The sequence below is a fragment of the Phosphitispora sp. TUW77 genome (assembly GCF_048453025.1).
Taxonomy (GTDB): domain Bacteria; phylum Bacillota; class Thermincolia; order Thermincolales; family UBA2595; genus Phosphitispora.
Map to the genome: position 1 here is coordinate 675,049 of NZ_CP156677.1, position 18,530 is coordinate 693,578.

The 18,530-nt window shown below is 44.1% G+C and carries 11 protein-coding genes and 2 CRISPR repeat arrays; of the genes, 9 read left to right on the forward strand and 2 right to left on the reverse strand.

What is annotated here, in order from left to right; translation table 11 throughout:
* The first annotated feature begins 163 nt into the window (after positions 1-163).
* From cas5 to cas2, 7 genes are all read left to right on the forward strand, one after another.
* On the forward strand, positions 164-838 hold the full coding sequence (gene cas5 / locus ABFY19_RS03220; protein ID WP_418791805.1) for a CRISPR-associated protein Cas5: 675 nt from the start codon (positions 164-166) through the stop codon (positions 836-838).
* Entirely contained in the window at positions 828-2,966 is a 2,139-nt protein-coding gene (locus ABFY19_RS03225; RefSeq protein ID WP_418791806.1) for a hypothetical protein, read from the forward strand. Before cas5 ends, ABFY19_RS03225 begins: the two co-directional genes overlap by 11 nt.
* Positions 2,956-3,840, forward strand: a complete 885-nt coding sequence (locus ABFY19_RS03230; RefSeq protein WP_418791807.1) for a type I CRISPR-associated protein Cas7 — start codon at positions 2,956-2,958, stop codon at positions 3,838-3,840. Before ABFY19_RS03225 ends, ABFY19_RS03230 begins: the two co-directional genes overlap by 11 nt.
* 98 nt (positions 3,841-3,938) lie before the next feature.
* Positions 3,939-6,026, forward strand: coding sequence for a CRISPR-associated helicase/endonuclease Cas3 (locus tag ABFY19_RS03235; RefSeq protein ID WP_418791808.1), 2,088 nt, complete (start codon positions 3,939-3,941; stop codon positions 6,024-6,026).
* A gap of 60 nt (positions 6,027-6,086) precedes the next feature.
* Positions 6,087-6,758, forward strand: coding sequence for a CRISPR-associated protein Cas4 (cas4, locus tag ABFY19_RS03240; RefSeq protein ID WP_418791809.1), 672 nt, complete (start codon positions 6,087-6,089; stop codon positions 6,756-6,758).
* Complete coding sequence (gene cas1c, locus ABFY19_RS03245; protein WP_418791810.1) at positions 6,755-7,786, forward strand: type I-C CRISPR-associated endonuclease Cas1c; 1,032 nt, start codon at positions 6,755-6,757, stop codon at positions 7,784-7,786. Before cas4 ends, cas1c begins: the two co-directional genes overlap by 4 nt.
* Positions 7,787-7,797: 11 nt before the next feature.
* Positions 7,798-8,088, forward strand: a complete 291-nt coding sequence (gene cas2 / locus ABFY19_RS03250; protein WP_418792524.1) for a CRISPR-associated endonuclease Cas2 — start codon at positions 7,798-7,800, stop codon at positions 8,086-8,088.
* A 168-nt stretch (positions 8,089-8,256) separates the two neighbouring features.
* Positions 8,257-13,428: direct repeats of the CRISPR family, unit length 32 nt; unit sequence GTCGCTCCCTACATGGGAGCGTGGATTGAAAT.
* A 92-nt stretch (positions 13,429-13,520) separates the two neighbouring features.
* On the opposite strand, the gene istB is transcribed toward cas2, so the two are convergent.
* A complete protein-coding gene (istB, locus tag ABFY19_RS03255) occupies positions 13,521-14,234 on the reverse strand; it encodes an IS21-like element helper ATPase IstB (protein ID WP_418790355.1) in 714 nt (237 codons plus the stop codon).
* Positions 14,231-15,742 carry an IS21 family transposase gene (gene istA / locus ABFY19_RS03260; RefSeq protein ID WP_418790354.1) on the reverse strand — a complete coding sequence of 504 codons (1,512 nt, stop codon included), beginning with the start codon at positions 15,740-15,742 and terminating at the stop codon, positions 14,231-14,233. The genes istB and istA overlap by 4 nt, the downstream gene beginning before the upstream one ends.
* A 147-nt stretch (positions 15,743-15,889) precedes the next feature.
* A CRISPR array of direct repeats spans positions 15,890-17,518; the repeat unit is 32 nt; unit sequence GTCGCTCCCTACATGGGAGCGTGGATTGAAAT.
* 135 nt (positions 17,519-17,653) lie between these two features.
* On the opposite strand from istA, the gene ABFY19_RS03265 reads away from it, so the two are divergent.
* Positions 17,654-18,121 (forward strand): hypothetical protein, encoded by a 468-nt coding sequence (locus ABFY19_RS03265; protein WP_418791811.1) that lies wholly within the window; start codon positions 17,654-17,656, stop codon positions 18,119-18,121.
* 9 nt (positions 18,122-18,130) lie between these two features.
* Positions 18,131-18,442, forward strand: coding sequence for a type II toxin-antitoxin system RelE/ParE family toxin (locus ABFY19_RS03270; protein WP_418791812.1), 312 nt, complete (start codon positions 18,131-18,133; stop codon positions 18,440-18,442).
* Positions 18,443-18,530: the final 88 nt, after the last annotated feature.

Consider the following 18,530-nt stretch of genomic DNA (forward strand, 5'->3'; position numbering starts at 1 on the left):
AGGTTTGCGTAGTATTGAATGTTGATTTTAGATATTAAACTGAAAACAACATCACAGCGGAAGGTAATTTTAATGACCAGTTTATGGGACAGATATGATTATATAATTGTATTACAAAAGAAGAAGCAGCGGTTTGCTTGATTAAAATGAAAGGAGGATTTTCATGGTACGATTGTCTTATCCTATTGCAATGGAGATTGCCGGCAACACCGCAATGTGGACAAGACCGGATACCGGCGACTGTCCGGTCAGTTATCCAGCTCCAACATATTCTGCGGTTAAAGCTATTTTTGAATCCATCTTATGGGGACCGGATATAGAAATAATCCCTACAAAAGTGGAGTTGTGTGCGCCCATACAATATCATTCCTATTGCACTAACTATGGAGGACCTTTGCGAAATCTCAAATCGATTAAGAATGGAAATAATTATCAGTTATATGCTACTGTATTAATTGATGTCTGTTATAGATTGTACGCAGAAGTTGTTCCAAACAGAGAAAAAAGCAAATTGCCGGAAAGTGCTCTGCAATGGGATAAAAAAACGACATCACCCGGCCATGCTTATCAAAGCATTTTTAAAAGAAGACTTAAACGAGGTCAGTGCTATTCAATTCCGACATTGGGGTGGAAAGAATTTACTCCCTCCTATTTTGGTGAATTTCGTGACACAATACAGGTGTTGTCCGATGAGTTCCCCGTAATCATACCATCTATGCTAAGACAGGTTTTTTCCAAAGGATATGCTTCTCCGGTGTCCTATGTATACGACAATGACCTCGTCATTCAAAACGGTGTCCTGGAGTATCCGAAAAGGAGTGAAAACTATGCTAAATGAATTGTATAGTTTGTCCACTGTTTTGAAAAGTAAAGGCATTTCCAGCAAGGAATGGCATAGGGAATACAAACCCTTACCCAAGGTTACTGCCAAAGCACCATGTATACGAATATGGCTTGCCAAGGACGGCACGGTATGTGAAATTGAAAGCATAAGTGCAGAGCTTGCACAGTTACTGAGAAAATATGGGAATAATCAAGGAACTTTTCCTGCTTTTAATATTGTTCCCTTATATCGCATCACAGATGAAGAACAGCTTTCCGAATTGGAACAAATTGAAAAAGATGCTATAACACTAGATTTGGATAAAATCAAATCTTGGTGTGTCAATGACAATTGGCAAGAAAGAATTGTTAGAAAGATTGATAGAAGCTTGCAAAATATTCCGCAGACCCTTTTAAATTTAATTGGCAATCAAGAACAACTGGAACGAACTCTCATTTCAGAATTAATTCGTATAGCATCTGGTTTCACAAATGAGCCTGATAAAAGCTTCAAGTTCGCACTGGAAAAACGCATTTTTGCAAAGCTTCAAAAACAAGAGGACATCGGCATTTTGTTTACTATGCTATTCCATAAAGGTAACCCCCAAAAAGATTATAACGATGACACTGGTGCATCAATTTCAGTTATTTTGGATTTGTTTGACTGGCAACAGTATGGGTATCCCGTAACAAGCCAACATACCACCGAATGGATCAACGGTAGGCTGTTGAAATCCAGCTTGCTGAGTAGTACATCTAAACAGTCTGAAGGTGTTGGAAGTGATGCATTTGGGAGTTCCTTTGTTAATCCAAATGAACCTATGCCAAGCGTGAAACTCAACGGATTTGATGTAATCTTGCGTTCGATGTTCAATGGACAGCCTTGTCAGTATCGTTATGAGCAGATAGACGATGCTTCTTATCCCATTGCAATGGAAAATCGTTCGCTCGCCAAAAAATCACTGGAATGGGTTGCAGGCTTGGAACGAGAAGGTATCACATGGCAAAAAATTGATAAGAATGAAATCGTATTTGTTTATCCTTCCAAGTTGCCGGAGGTTCCACCAAAATTCGTTTCAATTTTCAGTTCCAGTAAAGTAGAAAGTTCAGCCCAGACGGAAGCACGTTTTGAAAACATTGCCAAAGAATTTATTAAGACACTCAGGGGTCTTCCTGCAGAGGAAAAGCCGGATTTTATTCAGATTTTCACAATCCGCAAACTGGACAAAGCCCGGTCAAAGGTGGTATTTACACGAAAATGTTCGTCAAAGCAGCTCATCCAAGCGGCGGAGGACTGGGAGACCGGTTGCCGTAACACCCCAAAAACAGAATTGGGTGAGCTAATAATTCCTTTTCCGCTGCAAGTGGCTCGAATTGTTAACAATGTGTGGAAGCAAAACGGGGAATTGGCACAAGGTAAGACTGTTGTTGAACGAATGAAATATTATCAGGGAATGGAATTGCTTCTTGATATTATGCAGGAAAGTATGATCTGTAATTACCTCCATATCGTACTTACACATTCATATGGTTTGGCAAGTTATATCGGTAACTGGGTGCATGGTGGTTCAACTTGCAAGGATAAGAATCAGGAGAAAACTTTAGAAAAATTAAAAAAAGAAACGCTTTTTCTGTTGTCTGTATTTGGGTTGCTTCTTTATAAATGTGGTGATAGAAAGGAGAAATACATGGAAAGTATGGCTTATTTAGTCGGACAGCTCTTGAAAATATCCGACGAGCTACATGCCTTGTACTGCAAAGTTGTACGAGACGGGGTTGTTCCTCCACAGCTAGTGGGTAGCGCATTGTTTGTGACGGCCGCTGAAACGCCGAATCAGGCGATTGCACAATTGTCCCTCCGAATGAATCCTTATATAACTTGGGCGAAACAATATCGTTTCAAAAATATTATAACTGAAAATAAAGAGAGTTGGAGAGCACGGTGGTATCTCAGTTTATATGAGGATATGGCAAATAAATTGTGTGTGACAATGACGGATTCAACAAGGTTTGGCGATTTTGAAAAGGCACAGCTTTTTATTGGTTATTTGGCATCATTTCCCAAAAGGGATTCTTTAGTAACGGCAATTGGGGATGCCAACGATAATGATAATAATATAGGAGGGGCTAATAATGAACAGTGAAATCAAGCGCGCAACTGGTCTTTTGGTAATTGAAGTTGTAAACTCAAATGCGAACGGCGATCCTGACAGAGAGAGTGACCCTCGCCAGCGTCCAAATGGCATTGGTGAAATTTCACCTGTTTCCTTTAAACGCAAGCTGCGTGATTTGCTGGAGGATCACTCCAGTGTGTTTTATCAGAGTCTACCTGATACATATGCCAAAGAATCGCAACATTACTGTATTTTGGAATCGCGCGGACGTGACAGGAAGTGCATTCAAAACGAGATGTCAAATGATATTAAAAGCTTCGATCAGAAGAAGTTTTTGGAGAGTCCTTTTGTTAAGAAATATTGGGATGCCAGAGTCTTCGGGAACACTTTTTTAGAAGAAGGAGCGAATAAAGGATTTATCAAAACAGGTGTTGTTCAGTTTGGTATGGGTACGTCAATTTCTCCGGTTAACATCATTCGCCACACGAATACGAATAAAGCCGGTGTCCAAGAGGGCAAAAATGCCGGAATGGCACCTCTGGCATTCCGTATTGTAGAACATGGTGTTTATTGTATGCCGTTTTTTGTGAATCCTAATTTTGCCGCCAAGACAGGTTGCATGAAGGAAGATATCAACTTACTTAAACTTTTGATTCCCAAAGCGTATGATTTGAATCGATCCGCCATTCGCACTGATGTTCGTATCCGTCATGCTTGGTATATTGAGCATCTGAATGCTCTTGGAAGTTGTCCGGATTATCTCCTTTTGGAAGCTCTTACACCAAAGCGTATTGGTGATATGAGTATTGCGTCTACGACTTGGGATGATTATGAGGATAAGACAGCTCTGCCCAAAGAATTAAAAGAAAAGGTAGCCTCAGCAACCGACCTGATGCTGATATGATTTACTACGCCCACAGTAAAAAAGATGATATCCCTAAGCATGAGTATTTGGCGCATATTCGTGGGGTAAGGACTCTTGCCCATAAATATGTGCAAGATATGAGTTGCTATTCAAATTGTGACAAAACATTGTTATCACGGATAACTGAAAAAGCCTCCACATTTCATGACCTAGGCAAGCTGAACAAAGAAAATCAGGATGTACTTGCCGGGGAAAAACCATCCAAATCTCTTCCGCGAAATCATGTTGATGCAGGAGTTGCTCATTTTTTGAACAGTAAGCATTTTTCTGCTGTCTCAGCTGCTGTGATTCAGGCTCATCACATTGGTTTTCCGGATTTTTCTGCTGAAATGAATAAGGGTGATGCGGTTTTTCGGGATGTTTCCATTGCTTTTGATGTAGATAGAGAGTTGCCGGAACTTGAAGCAATCCATGACAACCTTATTGATACTAATTTTGAGTATGGTGAGGAAGAAATCAAAGGAGATCGCTCGGTTTTCCTTCGGATGGTTTTATCATGCCTCGCTGATGCTGATCACACAGATACGTCTACCCATTACCGGCAGTATCCAGCTAATGCGAGTACGGTTAAATTGCGTGCCGCCGAACGGCTTGCACAATTAGACCTGCATATTGCAGCATTAAAACAAAAAGGAGCTTACGATGAACGGAATGTTCTCCGGAATGAGATGTATCTGGCGTGTCGAAACGCCGAAATTGACACTAACATAACCTCCTGTGACAGCCCGGTAGGCTCAGGAAAGACAACTGCTGTCATGGCTCATTTACTTGCACAGGCGGAAAAATGCGGGTTACGGCGTATTTTTGTAGTACTGCCATTTACGAATATTATTAAACAATCAGTTGAGACCTATCGAGATATGCTCGTTTTGCCGGGTGAAAACGCAGATGAAGTTGTTGCGGAGCTACACCACCGCGCAGATTTTGAAAGCGAAGAAACCAGATACCTAACCGCGCTTTGGCGTGCTCCGATTATCGTGACAACTGCTGTCGCTTTTTTTGAAACGCTTGCATCGAATTCCACCGCAACACTGCGCCGATTACATGAATTGCCCGGCAGTGCCATTTTTGTAGATGAATCTCATGCTGCATTGCCGGCCAAACTTTTACCCATTGCCTGGCAATGGATTAACATTTATGCCGCGGAATGGAATTGCTACTGGGTATTGGCTTCCGGTTCACTGAATCGATTCTGGGTAATCCCAGAAATCGCTGGCACCAAAAACTTAAACTGTGTACCGGAAATCATCGATGACGAACTTCGCAGCCGCCTTTCTGTCTATGAAAACAAACGTATTTCCTATCATAGTGATTTATTCCCCAAAGATACAGCGAAGCTTGCTGAGTGGATTATTGATTTTCCAGGTCCGAGACTTGTGATTATGAACACCGTTCAAAGTGCAGCAATATTAGCAGACTATTTTTCGAATCACTTTGGACGAGATTGTGTCGAGCATTTATCTACGGCTTTGACTTCAAATGATAGAGATAATACGCTTGGACGAGTTAAAAAACGTTTGGATAACAAAAAAGATATAGACTGGACTCTTATTGCAACGTCGTGTGTTGAGGCTGGCGTAAACCTGTCTTTCAGAAATGGATTCCGTGAGCTTGGGTCACTGGTATCGTTGCTGCAAGCTTCGGGACGTGTAAATCGAGAGGGCGTTCTTAGGAATTCTGAGATGTGGACATTTTGTATTTTAGAAGACGGAATGTTAAAACTCAATCCGGGGTTAAAAGAGTCCGCCGCTGTTCTTAAAGGGTATTTTGAAGGGAAGAGAACTATTGCACCGGAATTGAGTACACAATCCCTTGCCGATGAAATCGCATTATATGGGTTATTTGGAAAACATAAAAAGTTGATTACTAATGAGGAATTGCAGAACTTTCGTCAGGTAGAACGGGATTTCAAGGTAATTGACAGCGATACCCGTCTTGTTGTTGTTGATTCGACCGTGGCCAGGCGCTTGCAATATGGTAAAGTTGATTGGAGAGAACTGCAAAAAGTATCGGTTCAAATTGCCAAATATAAGTTAGACGAACTGAGAACGCCTATGATAATGGATAATATATACAGGTGGAATCTCGAATATGACTATTTTCTCGGTTATATGGCTGGCATTGTGAAATTGAAAAAGTATAGAGGGGAAGCAATCATAATTTGATTAGCCATAATTGATTAGGCATAGATTGAGTCTTGGAAGGATTAAGTCTGGAGGTTTTTAATGGAATATGATGAAGAAGATTTTTTGCTGCTGTCCGGGATACAGCACTTTTCCTTTTGCAAACGCCAGTGGGCCTTAATCCATATCGAACAGCAGTGGCAGGAAAATTTGCGAACCGTTGAGGGTGGAATCCTGCACGAGAAAACCCACGATAATACCATTAAAGAAAAGCGGCGAGATTTAATTATATCACGGAGCTTGAGAATCTTTTCCAGGACATTAGGGATCACCGGAGCTTGTGATGTGGTGGAATTTCACAAGTCCCGAGATGGAGTCACACTCTATGGCCGAGAGGGAACCTACAAACCTGTTCCCGTGGAGTATAAACGGGGTAAGCCCAAGCAGGATAAAGCGGATGTGCTGCAATTATGCGCTCAGGCCATGTGCCTGGAAGAAATGCTCTTGTGTACGATTCCTGAAGGGTTTCTGTTCTATGGGGAACCCAAACGCAGGTTTAAAGTGATGCTTGACGAGGAGACCCGGGAAGAGTTAAAGGCTATTTGTAAAGAGATGCATGAGCTGTATGAAAGAAGGTATACGCCCAAAGTAAAGCCGACGAAAGGCTGTAAAGCCTGTTCTCTTAGCGAGCTTTGCCTGCCTAAGCTGTGTAAAAATCCATCGGCTCTGACCTATATGAAGAAGACTATTTCGGAAATTGAGGTTGATGAATGAGAAAATTATTGAATACTATCTATGTGACTTCACCCAATACTTATTTATCCCTTGATGGAGAAAACATTGTGATTTTAAAGGATGAAGCCGAGGTGTTGAGAGTTCCTCTGCATAATCTGGAGGGCGTTATAGCCTTTGGTTATACCGGTGCCAGTCCAACTTTGATGGGTGCCTGTGCCAAACGTAATATAGCTTTAAGTTTTATGAAGCCTAGCGGAAAATTCCTGGGCAGGGTGGTAGGTGAAGTTAAAGGCAATGTTACCTTACGAAAGACTCAGTATAGGTTATCAGAGGATGTAGCGGAGAGTCATAAAATTGCCCAATCCTTTATCTTGGGGAAAATATATAACGCTCGCTGGGTGGTGGAGCGGGCAACAAGGGATCATGGGGCCAGGCTGGATGTCGGTAAATTGAAGGGGGTTTGCCAAACCCTGGCCAAAGCTTTGAAGTTGGTTGAAAAAAGTCAGGATTTAGAGCAACTGCGGGGATTTGAAGGGGAAGCTGCAGCCCAGTACTTTCGAGTATTGGATGATTTGATTCTTCAGCAAAAAGATGAATTTTATTTTAATTCCCGGAATAAACGTCCTCCTCTGGATAATGTTAATGCCATGCTATCCTTTGTTTATACCCTTTTGGCCCATGATGCTGCGGCGGCTTTGGAAACCGTTGGGCTGGACCCTTATGTGGGATTTCTGCACCGGGATAGGCCAGGAAGAATTTCCCTGGCTCTGGATATAATGGAAGAGCTGCGGGCCGTGTATGCTGACCGGTTTGTTATTTCTTTAATTAATAAAAGGGAAGTTAATGGCAGGGGTTTTACCCGGATGGAAAACGGAGCGGTCATTATGGATGAAGATACGAGAAAAACTGTTCTTAAGGCTTGGCAAAGCAAGAAGCAGGAGGAGATTAGACATCCGTTTTTGCATGAAAAAATGGAATGGGGACTTGTACCCTATGCCCAGGCTATGCTGCTAGCAAGGTTTATTCGGGGGGATTTGGACGGGTATCCGGCGTTTATGTGGAAGTAGGTGAGATGATAATTTTAGTGCTTATCACGTATGATGTAAATACTCAAACAGCAGCAGGGAAAAAGCGGTTGCGTCAAGTTGCGAAACAATGTGTAAATTATGGACAACGTGTTCAGAATTCGGTCTTTGAATGTGTGTTGGATATGGCTAAGTTCCGCGAGGTTCAGCATAAGCTGGAGAAAATTATTGATACAGAGAAAGATAGCTTGAGGTTTTACTTCTTGGGGAATAATTACAAGAAGAAGGTTGAGCATGTAGGTATAAAAGCTTCCTTTGATGTTGAGGATCCCTTGATTATTTAGTGCGAATGTGAAGCGAACATAAAATTATTGGAGGATTCGCACCTCGAGAAGGAAGGAAATTTGTTTAAATTATGAAGGAAATGTCGAGAAAATAACGGTTAATTGTTAAATAATAGAAAATTACAAAAGAAATTGTCTGTTAAAAGATAGTTTTTATTAGTTTTTGCTGTCGCTCCCTACATGGGAGCGTGGATTGAAATTTACGAGATGTTCACGCCACGGCAGAACATACATGGGTCGCTCCCTACATGGGAGCGTGGATTGAAATATTACAGACATGGTGAAATCTTTAGCAAGTGTGAGTCGCTCCCTACATGGGAGCGTGGATTGAAATACCGCATCATACATAGCTAGTTTGAGTTCCTCTATGTCGCTCCCTACATGGGAGCGTGGATTGAAATCCATGCTGGTCCGTGATATGGTTTTACATTGACGTCGCTCCCTACATGGGAGCGTGGATTGAAATTGTCCCTTGCCAGCTCTCTCTATCCCAATTGCCCTGGTCGCTCCCTACATGGGAGCGTGGATTGAAATTACACCATCATTAGCAGGTTGATTAGTGAATCCTGAGTCGCTCCCTACATGGGAGCGTGGATTGAAATTGGCATAGTTGCAATATTCGACAAGATTTCATAAGTCGCTCCCTACATGGGAGCGTGGATTGAAATGATTATGCCCTCGTAGTCTCCGCTGTCGATTCGCTCGAGTCGCTCCCTACATGGGAGCGTGGATTGAAATATTGGGGGCGTAATGCCCCCGCCAATCTTTTTTGAGTCGCTCCCTACATGGGAGCGTGGATTGAAATTAATTCACCATTGGATGTTGAGCTAACGGGAAGGTCGCTCCCTACATGGGAGCGTGGATTGAAATAGGATAATGTTTTTGTCAGTCAAGTCAAAGGCTACCGTCGCTCCCTACATGGGAGCGTGGATTGAAATATTCTATAAATCTCCTTAGTTTTCCTGTTATTTTAGTCGCTCCCTACATGGGAGCGTGGATTGAAATCTTGCGCATTAGCTGCTCCTCTAGATATTGCTCAATTGTCGCTCCCTACATGGGAGCGTGGATTGAAATTGTCCCTTGCCAGCTCTCTCTATCCCAATTGCCGTCGCTCCCTACATGGGAGCGTGGATTGAAATATGCTCTACACTCCTTTTGGTGTTTATTAATAACAAGTCGCTCCCTACATGGGAGCGTGGATTGAAATTAGCCAGTATGCTATTGGATGGCTCTCGCAACCGTCGCTCCCTACATGGGAGCGTGGATTGAAATTGAGTTCGCCAGCCGACCATACGCCTGTAACCGGGTCGCTCCCTACATGGGAGCGTGGATTGAAATTATGTCAACAGTTATGATTCGCTCAAACACCTTCGGGTCGCTCCCTACATGGGAGCGTGGATTGAAATATAAGTGCCGCTTCCACTGTGATTAACCGTTCCGTCGCTCCCTACATGGGAGCGTGGATTGAAATACGCAGGGCCGGGTAACTTTATTCGAGGCCCTGCGTCGCTCCCTACATGGGAGCGTGGATTGAAATATAGCTAAACCCCATGTTTCGCATACACCAACACGCGTCGCTCCCTACATGGGAGCGTGGATTGAAATGAGGCCCTGCCGGTAGGCTGGCCGCTCAGTAACGTCGCTCCCTACATGGGAGCGTGGATTGAAATTCCTCGGCCTCACATGGTAAGTTTATCACTGTCCAAGTCGCTCCCTACATGGGAGCGTGGATTGAAATCTTAAGCATCAAACCATCAAAAGACCCACTCCCTCAAGTCGCTCCCTACATGGGAGCGTGGATTGAAATAGGAGGAATGTGAACTGTATATTAAAGGTGATAGAGTCGCTCCCTACATGGGAGCGTGGATTGAAATTGTTGTGGCATGGACGTTGCAAAGGAAGTCTGTTTGTCGCTCCCTACATGGGAGCGTGGATTGAAATAAAAGCGCACAAGGCCAAAAAGAGACAGACTTTAGTCGCTCCCTACATGGGAGCGTGGATTGAAATAGGAGCAGGTTAAAAACAATATCAGCGAGCGATTTGTCGCTCCCTACATGGGAGCGTGGATTGAAATACCTCTATGTCATAGATTGCTTTCATGATTGGATGTCGCTCCCTACATGGGAGCGTGGATTGAAATTTATTGCAGCCAATGCAGAAAATATTTTGCCGCGTCGCTCCCTACATGGGAGCGTGGATTGAAATTTTTTCACAAGCCACATCGATACACATAGCCATGTCGCTCCCTACATGGGAGCGTGGATTGAAATTCCAAGAGCTGCGGAACAACTACCATGGCCCCAGAGTCGCTCCCTACATGGGAGCGTGGATTGAAATTTTTTTTATCTCGAAAGGTGCGCTCGGATATATGTCGCTCCCTACATGGGAGCGTGGATTGAAATCGCTAATATTACCTTTAATGGAGATCGCGACTTGGGTCGCTCCCTACATGGGAGCGTGGATTGAAATATGGACATATTCAACATAAAACGAGTAGTCGTTAGTCGCTCCCTACATGGGAGCGTGGATTGAAATCCATATCCTTTCGCGGTATGTCTCCGAATCAGCTTCGTCGCTCCCTACATGGGAGCGTGGATTGAAATAGATTAAACGGCAACTTCATTTCCATAGGCAATGTCGCTCCCTACATGGGAGCGTGGATTGAAATCCTTTAGTTCTAATCGTATTGCCTCACGGTTAAGTCGCTCCCTACATGGGAGCGTGGATTGAAATCGGACAAGGGACATCCTGACCCTACAAACTGCCGTCGCTCCCTACATGGGAGCGTGGATTGAAATACTATTTCGCTCACGTGCCTGTCCAAGTCTACACCGTCGCTCCCTACATGGGAGCGTGGATTGAAATATATTCAGCGGCTTTCCAATACAGTTCTGGATGATAGTCGCTCCCTACATGGGAGCGTGGATTGAAATAGCTTGTTAAAAAATTCTCTTATAGCATAATCTAGTCGCTCCCTACATGGGAGCGTGGATTGAAATCTCCGGGTATAGCGTATCAGCAAATTAGACGAAGGCGTCGCTCCCTACATGGGAGCGTGGATTGAAATTCCACTGGCCCCTTGATACTTCTCCCATATTTGGTCGTCGCTCCCTACATGGGAGCGTGGATTGAAATTGTATGGCTATGTGCGGTTTGAGCATTGACAGGCGTGTCGCTCCCTACATGGGAGCGTGGATTGAAATAGGATGATGCCTGCACACCTTGTAATGATGTTCGTCGCTCCCTACATGGGAGCGTGGATTGAAATCCTCCTTTTTACTAAAGTGAAACCCAGTTTCTTATTGTCGCTCCCTACATGGGAGCGTGGATTGAAATCTTCTGTCCAACACACACTTTGAAATGTGCCATTGCGTCGCTCCCTACATGGGAGCGTGGATTGAAATCCTGCTCTAACCATGACGGAGCATGTCTGTGAATGTCGCTCCCTACATGGGAGCGTGGATTGAAATAGCCATAACACTGATAAAAGAATCAAACAAGTCCGTCGCTCCCTACATGGGAGCGTGGATTGAAATCAACAATGTATATAACTGTTATCCGATTTACGATTGTCGCTCCCTACATGGGAGCGTGGATTGAAATTTTGGCTGGTGATGAACAGGATGAACACCTTGAACGTCGCTCCCTACATGGGAGCGTGGATTGAAATAGCATCTTTATGCCTATGCCACAGACAAGCCGCTCCCGTCGCTCCCTACATGGGAGCGTGGATTGAAATTATTTGTAAAATATTTTTCGACATAAAATAACACGTCGCTCCCTACATGGGAGCGTGGATTGAAATTTACATTTACGCTTTTTAGGGGAATTGTTTTTAAGTGTCGCTCCCTACATGGGAGCGTGGATTGAAATAGGAATTCGGGCAGTGGCTGGAACAGGAAGGGCTACGTCGCTCCCTACATGGGAGCGTGGATTGAAATTTTGACAAACGAAAACACCTTTTCACAATACTTTGTCGCTCCCTACATGGGAGCGTGGATTGAAATAGTTTTAAATGCTGTTAAATTTGTATCTGCAAATGTCGCTCCCTACATGGGAGCGTGGATTGAAATCTTCCAAGTTGGATAATATACATTTTCTTTATAGTCGCTCCCTACATGGGAGCGTGGATTGAAATACGTAAATCTTGTTTGATTTCATAATTAAATGTAGTCGCTCCCTACATGGGAGCGTGGATTGAAATCTGCCGCTTGGTGGGCAGGTGCTGCTTTGTTAAGTGCGTCGCTCCCTACATGGGAGCGTGGATTGAAATCCTCGAAGTTGTTTTGGGTGATTTTTTAGAGGACGTCGCTCCCTACATGGGAGCGTGGATTGAAATGTGGGTTTGTGGAAACTGAATATCGTCATCGAAGTCGCTCCCTACATGGGAGCGTGGATTGAAATCGCAGTCTAAGCCCAAGCCGTTGCCGGGTCCCCCCAGTCGCTCCCTACATGGGAGCGTGGATTGAAATCGACTTCTTTCAATAGCAACACTTTCCAGCAAATGTCGCTCCCTACATGGGAGCGTGGATTGAAATAATAACTTCGAGCAATCTTCGTGAATCCAGTTAATGTCGCTCCCTACATGGGAGCGTGGATTGAAATAACATCCAATTGCTTTAAATCTGATAACTTTTTCAGTCGCTCCCTACATGGGAGCGTGGATTGAAATTCTTCAGCAAACTTTTCTTTTAACATACTAATCCTCCGTCGCTCCCTACATGGGAGCGTGGATTGAAATTCTTTGTTTAATAGTGTTGGCAAAAACAGACTTGCCGTCGCTCCCTACATGGGAGCGTGGATTGAAATTGTGTCTAGAATATTATATCCCATAAACAAACATAGTCGCTCCCTACATGGGAGCGTGGATTGAAATATAAACTTATCAATCTCCTTATCAAAAACATCTCGTCGCTCCCTACATGGGAGCGTGGATTGAAATGGTATCGCATCAACCACCCAAATTTCTGCACCTTTGTCGCTCCCTACATGGGAGCGTGGATTGAAATTTTGAGCGTTTTCATAATGCGTAATTGTTGAAAGTCGCTCCCTACATGGGAGCGTGGATTGAAATTAAAAGTTAAAACCACACTAACACCAAAATCAGTGTCGCTCCCTACATGGGAGCGTGGATTGAAATTATACGGTTCCCAAGTCTCCCAACAAGGCAATTCAGTCGCTCCCTACATGGGAGCGTGGATTGAAATATCAAGAAAATATTCAAAGGGCTTTCCCAAAACGTCGCTCCCTACATGGGAGCGTGGATTGAAATTTAATTAATGTTGGGGAGGTCCAAGATGTCAATTGAGTCGCTCCCTACATGGGAGCGTGGATTGAAATCTTTTGTATGTGTGGGCAATCGTCAGTGTATTTGGCAAGTAAATAATGTAGCATTCCGGAAGTTAAGAAGTGTAACACCCCGGTTTACATATTTAACAATTAATGGATGAATGGGTTAACCGGTAACTTGGTCCGCCAAACACCAGCAGGTGGCTGTGATGAACCAGCCGGTCAATAATGGCGCTGGTCATCTTCTCATCATAGAAAATCCCGTTCCAGTTGCTGAATTCCAGGTTGGTAGTAATAATAACGCTGCGTTTTTCATAGCATTCCGATATTACCTGAAACAGCAGTTGGGCCCCGCCCTTTTCAAAGGGCACATAGCCCCATTCATCGCAGATTAGCAGGTCGCATTTCTGAATTTGCCGCATGTATTTGTTCAAACTTCCGGATTTTTTGGCTTCAGATAATTGGTTAACCAATGCTGCTGTACGGAAGAATCTAACTGATTTACCCTGATTGCAGGATTCCACGCCCAGTGCTGTAGCCAGATGGGTTTTACCTGTGCCTACTGGCCCATAAAGGATGAGATTCTGTTTGTTCTGTATAAAATCAGTACTGGTAAGCTCATTCAGAGCGATGGATTTGGGAATTTCGATATGCTCAAAGCTGTAATCCTGAAATGTTTTCATCACATCAAAGCCGGCTGCTTTAAGGAGCCTCCTTTTTCGGGTGATTTCACGGTTGGCAAATTCCATTTCCAGAAGTCGCAGCAGAAATTCCTGATTGGATGCAACTTCGATTTCTTTGTAGTCTTTGTAGAAAGTACGGCCAATCTTAAGTTTTTTGCAGTATTCAGTAATCATTGCTTCCAGGGCTGTTCACCTCCTTTAAGCAGGAGATCATAGGCTCGGAAGTTAGTGCTATATTTTTGAACTTCCGGAAGTTTAAATGCAGTGTTTTGGAAGTTATCTTCCGGAAGATATGTATTCAGGCGGTTGTGGATAGCCAGCAAACTGTCTGAATTAATGGTTTCTCTCCGGCAGGATTCGGCAAATGCCGCTTCAGCAGCAGCCATATCAGCAGTCTGAAGCATGGTTAGCAGGATTTTAAGAGAGTTTCTCTTCTCGGTGTAATCACATTTATCAAAGTAGTCCTGGATAGTTGACGGCAGTTGCTTAAAGAAACCTGTGTATTTGAGTGCTGCTGGCCTTCTGACCATCAGCTTCAGGTATGGCCCCCAAATCATCGATTCGTTTTGCTGGCCATACAGCCTGGGGTGCTGCACAACCGTCCGGTATTCCTGATTCATAACTTCGACATCGTAGGCCCCGACTTTAAGCCACAGGTTTTTGCCTGCATATTCAGGTGAGGATGAGTAAAGCTTGTTTTCATATCGCACTTTGCCATATTTATCTACTTTGACAGGTTCAAGTCGGTATACTTCAAAGGGAACTTCCGGAAGTTTATCCATGGCAGCCTTGTCTTCGGCAAATAGGGCACAGATTAAATGCGGCTTTTGGTAGTGCTTACGGTTCATATCCGCATCACACTTTTCCAGCAGTATTTTGTTGAACTTCTTTAAATCATCGAATTCGGGAATGGGGACCAGGAAGTTTCTCCGATGATAGCCGACCTTGCCTTCCACATGACCCTTTTCATGGCCGCTGTCAGGATTACAGAAATTGCTCTGGAAGCCATAGTGGAGCATAAACCGGGCAAAGCCTTTGGTGATATCCCGTTCACCGTTTTTGCGAATTTTGCTGACGGTTGTGGATGCATTATCTAACCAGGCATGGGTTGGCACTTTGCCAATGTGTTCAAAGATGGTTTTCAGGCCTTCCAATAGGCATTCCTGATTCTCAGACTTGAATAACTGAAGGTAACCACCGTTGCTGTAAGGGAATGACAGGTTAAGATAATGCCCGTCGTACAGAACTCCTTTTTCGATGAACTGAGCAGCGCCAAAATCTATCTGAGCTTCACCCGGCGGATGTTCCAGCGGCAAATGGCCTTCCTGCGTCAGGCCAATTCCCTTTTTGCGTTTAGACACATATGCTCTTACAGACCGGTCTGAAATATCGAAGTCCGGGAACTGTTCCTTCAGACGGTCGAACACCCTTTGGGCGGTGTGCCTTTGCTTGGGCTTTGCATGCAGGTCAGCTTCCAGCCATGAATCTATTAAATCTATATACGGCGCCAGTTTGCGTACCCTTAGCTTACCCGGATTATGTTCGAGATTAAAGTTTTCTTTTTCAACATACTTCTTAACGGTATTGAAATGGTGACCTGTTTCACGGGCAATCCCTCTTAGGGTTTTCCCTTTAAATTTGAACAGGTATTTGATATTATGGACTTGTTCCATTGTCAGCATCCTTTCTATACCCCCTTTAAGCTTCGCAACTCAAAGGGTAAAGTATTTCCGGGGTGTTGGCAATGGATTTTCCATTTTTCTGCTACTTTTTTCTACTTCCGGAGTGCTACACTTTCATTTTGCCATAAACATCGTCAGGAAAATAGGGTCGCTCCCTACATGGGAGCGTGGATTGAAATTAGACCTATAACATCATATTCTTGTCCTTGATAGTCGCTCCCTACATGGGAGCGTGGATTGAAATTGCAATCTTCGCCACCTGCTAGCCTACCCTGCCAGTCGCTCCCTACATGGGAGCGTGGATTGAAATCAGAGGCGGCAGATTCATATTTCTGCAAAGATATAAGTCGCTCCCTACATGGGAGCGTGGATTGAAATATGCTGGAAAATGTCAACGTGTGCATTATCGACAGTCGCTCCCTACATGGGAGCGTGGATTGAAATGTTGTATGTCGCATGTTTTTCGCTTCTCCAATTGCGTCGCTCCCTACATGGGAGCGTGGATTGAAATGGAAAACTGCTGCACAGTAGCATTTGCCAAGGTGGTCGCTCCCTACATGGGAGCGTGGATTGAAATCGGCAGGGTCACAGATGTCAAAAAAACCAGTATTCGTCGCTCCCTACATGGGAGCGTGGATTGAAATTTCCGTCGGGGTCTGGAGCGCCAATAATATCGTAAGTCGCTCCCTACATGGGAGCGTGGATTGAAATTCTGATGGTGTAACTGATACTGGGGTTTGGGTATCGTCGCTCCCTACATGGGAGCGTGGATTGAAATCAGCATGTAGGCACCTGGCAGTTTGAGCCAGCTAAGTCGCTCCCTACATGGGAGCGTGGATTGAAATCATCATGTGATGTTGAATATCCAAGTTGGGAATTGTCGCTCCCTACATGGGAGCGTGGATTGAAATTCCGGTTTGGTTTCCAGGGAGAACCAAGACCTGCTTGTCGCTCCCTACATGGGAGCGTGGATTGAAATAAAGCAACTTTACCACCCCACAGCGTAGATTCAACGTCGCTCCCTACATGGGAGCGTGGATTGAAATCTATTGGTGCTCCAGTGTGGGATGCTGACCTTCAGGTCGCTCCCTACATGGGAGCGTGGATTGAAATCTAGTTAACATAATTATTATAGGAAGTGGCTCTGTCGCTCCCTACATGGGAGCGTGGATTGAAATAAATCCCAGGGCAATGAAAAAGGAAAGGTGGTTGTGTCGCTCCCTACATGGGAGCGTGGATTGAAATATCAATAACAACAAGGCATCGACCCTCCTTAACGTCGCTCCCTACATGGGAGCGTGGATTGAAATTTCCGTCGGGGTCTGGAGCGCCAATAATATCGTAAGTCGCTCCCTACATGGGAGCGTGGATTGAAATTCTGATGGTGTAACTGATACTGGGGTTTGGGTATCGTCGCTCCCTACATGGGAGCGTGGATTGAAATCAGCATGTAGGCACCTGGCAGTTTGAGCCAGCTAAGTCGCTCCCTACATGGGAGCGTGGATTGAAATATCAATAACAACAAGGCATCGACCCTCCTTAACGTCGCTCCCTACATGGGAGCGTGGATTGAAATTGTGAAGAAGAGGCCACAAGACAAATGAAACCATGTCGCTCCCTACATGGGAGCGTGGATTGAAATCTGTAGGCATCTTGGCGCTTACGTCAGCCACCAAGTCGCTCCCTACATGGGAGCGTGGATTGAAATATCGGTTATTTTGTATATATGAGTATAGCCATACATGTCGCTCCCTACATGGGAGCGTGGATTTGTTTATGGCAAAATGAAAGTGTAGCACTCCGGAAGTAGAAAAAAGTAGCAGAAAAATGGAAAATCCATTGCCAACACCCCGGAAATACTTTACCCTTTGAGTTGCGAAGCTTAAAGGGGGTATAGAAAGGATGCTGACAATGGAACAAGTCCATAATATCAAATACCTGTTCAAATTTAAAGGGAAAACCCTAAGAGGGATTGCCCGTGAAACAGGTCACCATTTCAATACCGTTAAGAAGTATGTTGAAAAAGAAAACTTTAATCTCGAACATAATCCGGGTAAGCTAAGGGTACGCAAACTGGCGCCGTATATAGATTTAATAGATTCATGGCTGGAAGCTGACCTGCATGCAAAGCCCAAGCAAAGGCACACCGCCCAAAGGGTGTTCGACCGTCTGAAGGAACAGTTCCCGGACTTCGATATTTCAGACCGGTCTGTAAGAGCATATGTGTCTAAACGCAAAAAGGGAATTGGCCTGACGCAGGAAGGCCATTTGCCGCTGGAACATCCGCCGGGTGAAGCTCAGATAGATTTTGGCGCTGCTCAGTTCATCGAAAAAGGAGTTCTGTACGACGGGCATTATCTTAACCTGTCATTCCCTTAGGAAGAAAGGATGAAGTATAAAATTTTACGAACGGATAAAACGGAGGAGCAACTCCGTGAAATTATTTTTTATATTGCAGACGATTCCGGTGATATTGGCATTGCATTCGGATATTTAGATAAGATTGAAACCGCAATCAATCGATTTCAGGAATTTCCAATGTCGGGAAATGTTCCCAGGTATTCAATCTTAAAAAAGCAAAGGTATAGAGTCGTAATTGTTGAAAAGCATCTCGTTTTTTATAAAATAAATGAGTCAGATAAGTTTGTTGTTATTTATGCCATTGTTGATGGAAGAAGAGAATATTGTAATTTAATATAAAAGTTGAACAAAGCATTCGGGCTTAAAGCTGGATGCTTTTATGCGCTCAAATGCAGACTTGGATAATGTAGAAGAGGAGCTTGAGTAA

What these genes read in the sequence shown, in the direction of transcription:
- cas4 (WP_418791809.1), top strand. Translation starts at nt 6,087, where the DNA reads ATGGAATATGATGAAGAAGATTTTTTGCTGCTGTCCGGGATACAGCAC.
- istB (WP_418790355.1), bottom strand. Translation starts at nt 14,234, where the DNA reads ATGATTACTGAATACTGCAAAAAACTTAAGATTGGCCGTACTTTCTAC.
- ABFY19_RS03230 (WP_418791807.1), top strand. Translation starts at nt 2,956, where the DNA reads ATGAACAGTGAAATCAAGCGCGCAACTGGTCTTTTGGTAATTGAAGTT.
- cas5 (WP_418791805.1), top strand. Translation starts at nt 164, where the DNA reads ATGGTACGATTGTCTTATCCTATTGCAATGGAGATTGCCGGCAACACC.
- cas1c (WP_418791810.1), top strand. Translation starts at nt 6,755, where the DNA reads ATGAGAAAATTATTGAATACTATCTATGTGACTTCACCCAATACTTAT.
- ABFY19_RS03225 (WP_418791806.1), top strand. Translation starts at nt 828, where the DNA reads ATGCTAAATGAATTGTATAGTTTGTCCACTGTTTTGAAAAGTAAAGGC.
- ABFY19_RS03235 (WP_418791808.1), top strand. Translation starts at nt 3,939, where the DNA reads ATGAGTTGCTATTCAAATTGTGACAAAACATTGTTATCACGGATAACT.
- ABFY19_RS03270 (WP_418791812.1), top strand. Translation starts at nt 18,131, where the DNA reads ATGAAGTATAAAATTTTACGAACGGATAAAACGGAGGAGCAACTCCGT.
- istA (WP_418790354.1), bottom strand. Translation starts at nt 15,742, where the DNA reads ATGCTGACAATGGAACAAGTCCATAATATCAAATACCTGTTCAAATTT.
- ABFY19_RS03265 (WP_418791811.1), top strand. Translation starts at nt 17,654, where the DNA reads ATGGAACAAGTCCATAATATCAAATACCTGTTCAAATTTAAAGGGAAA.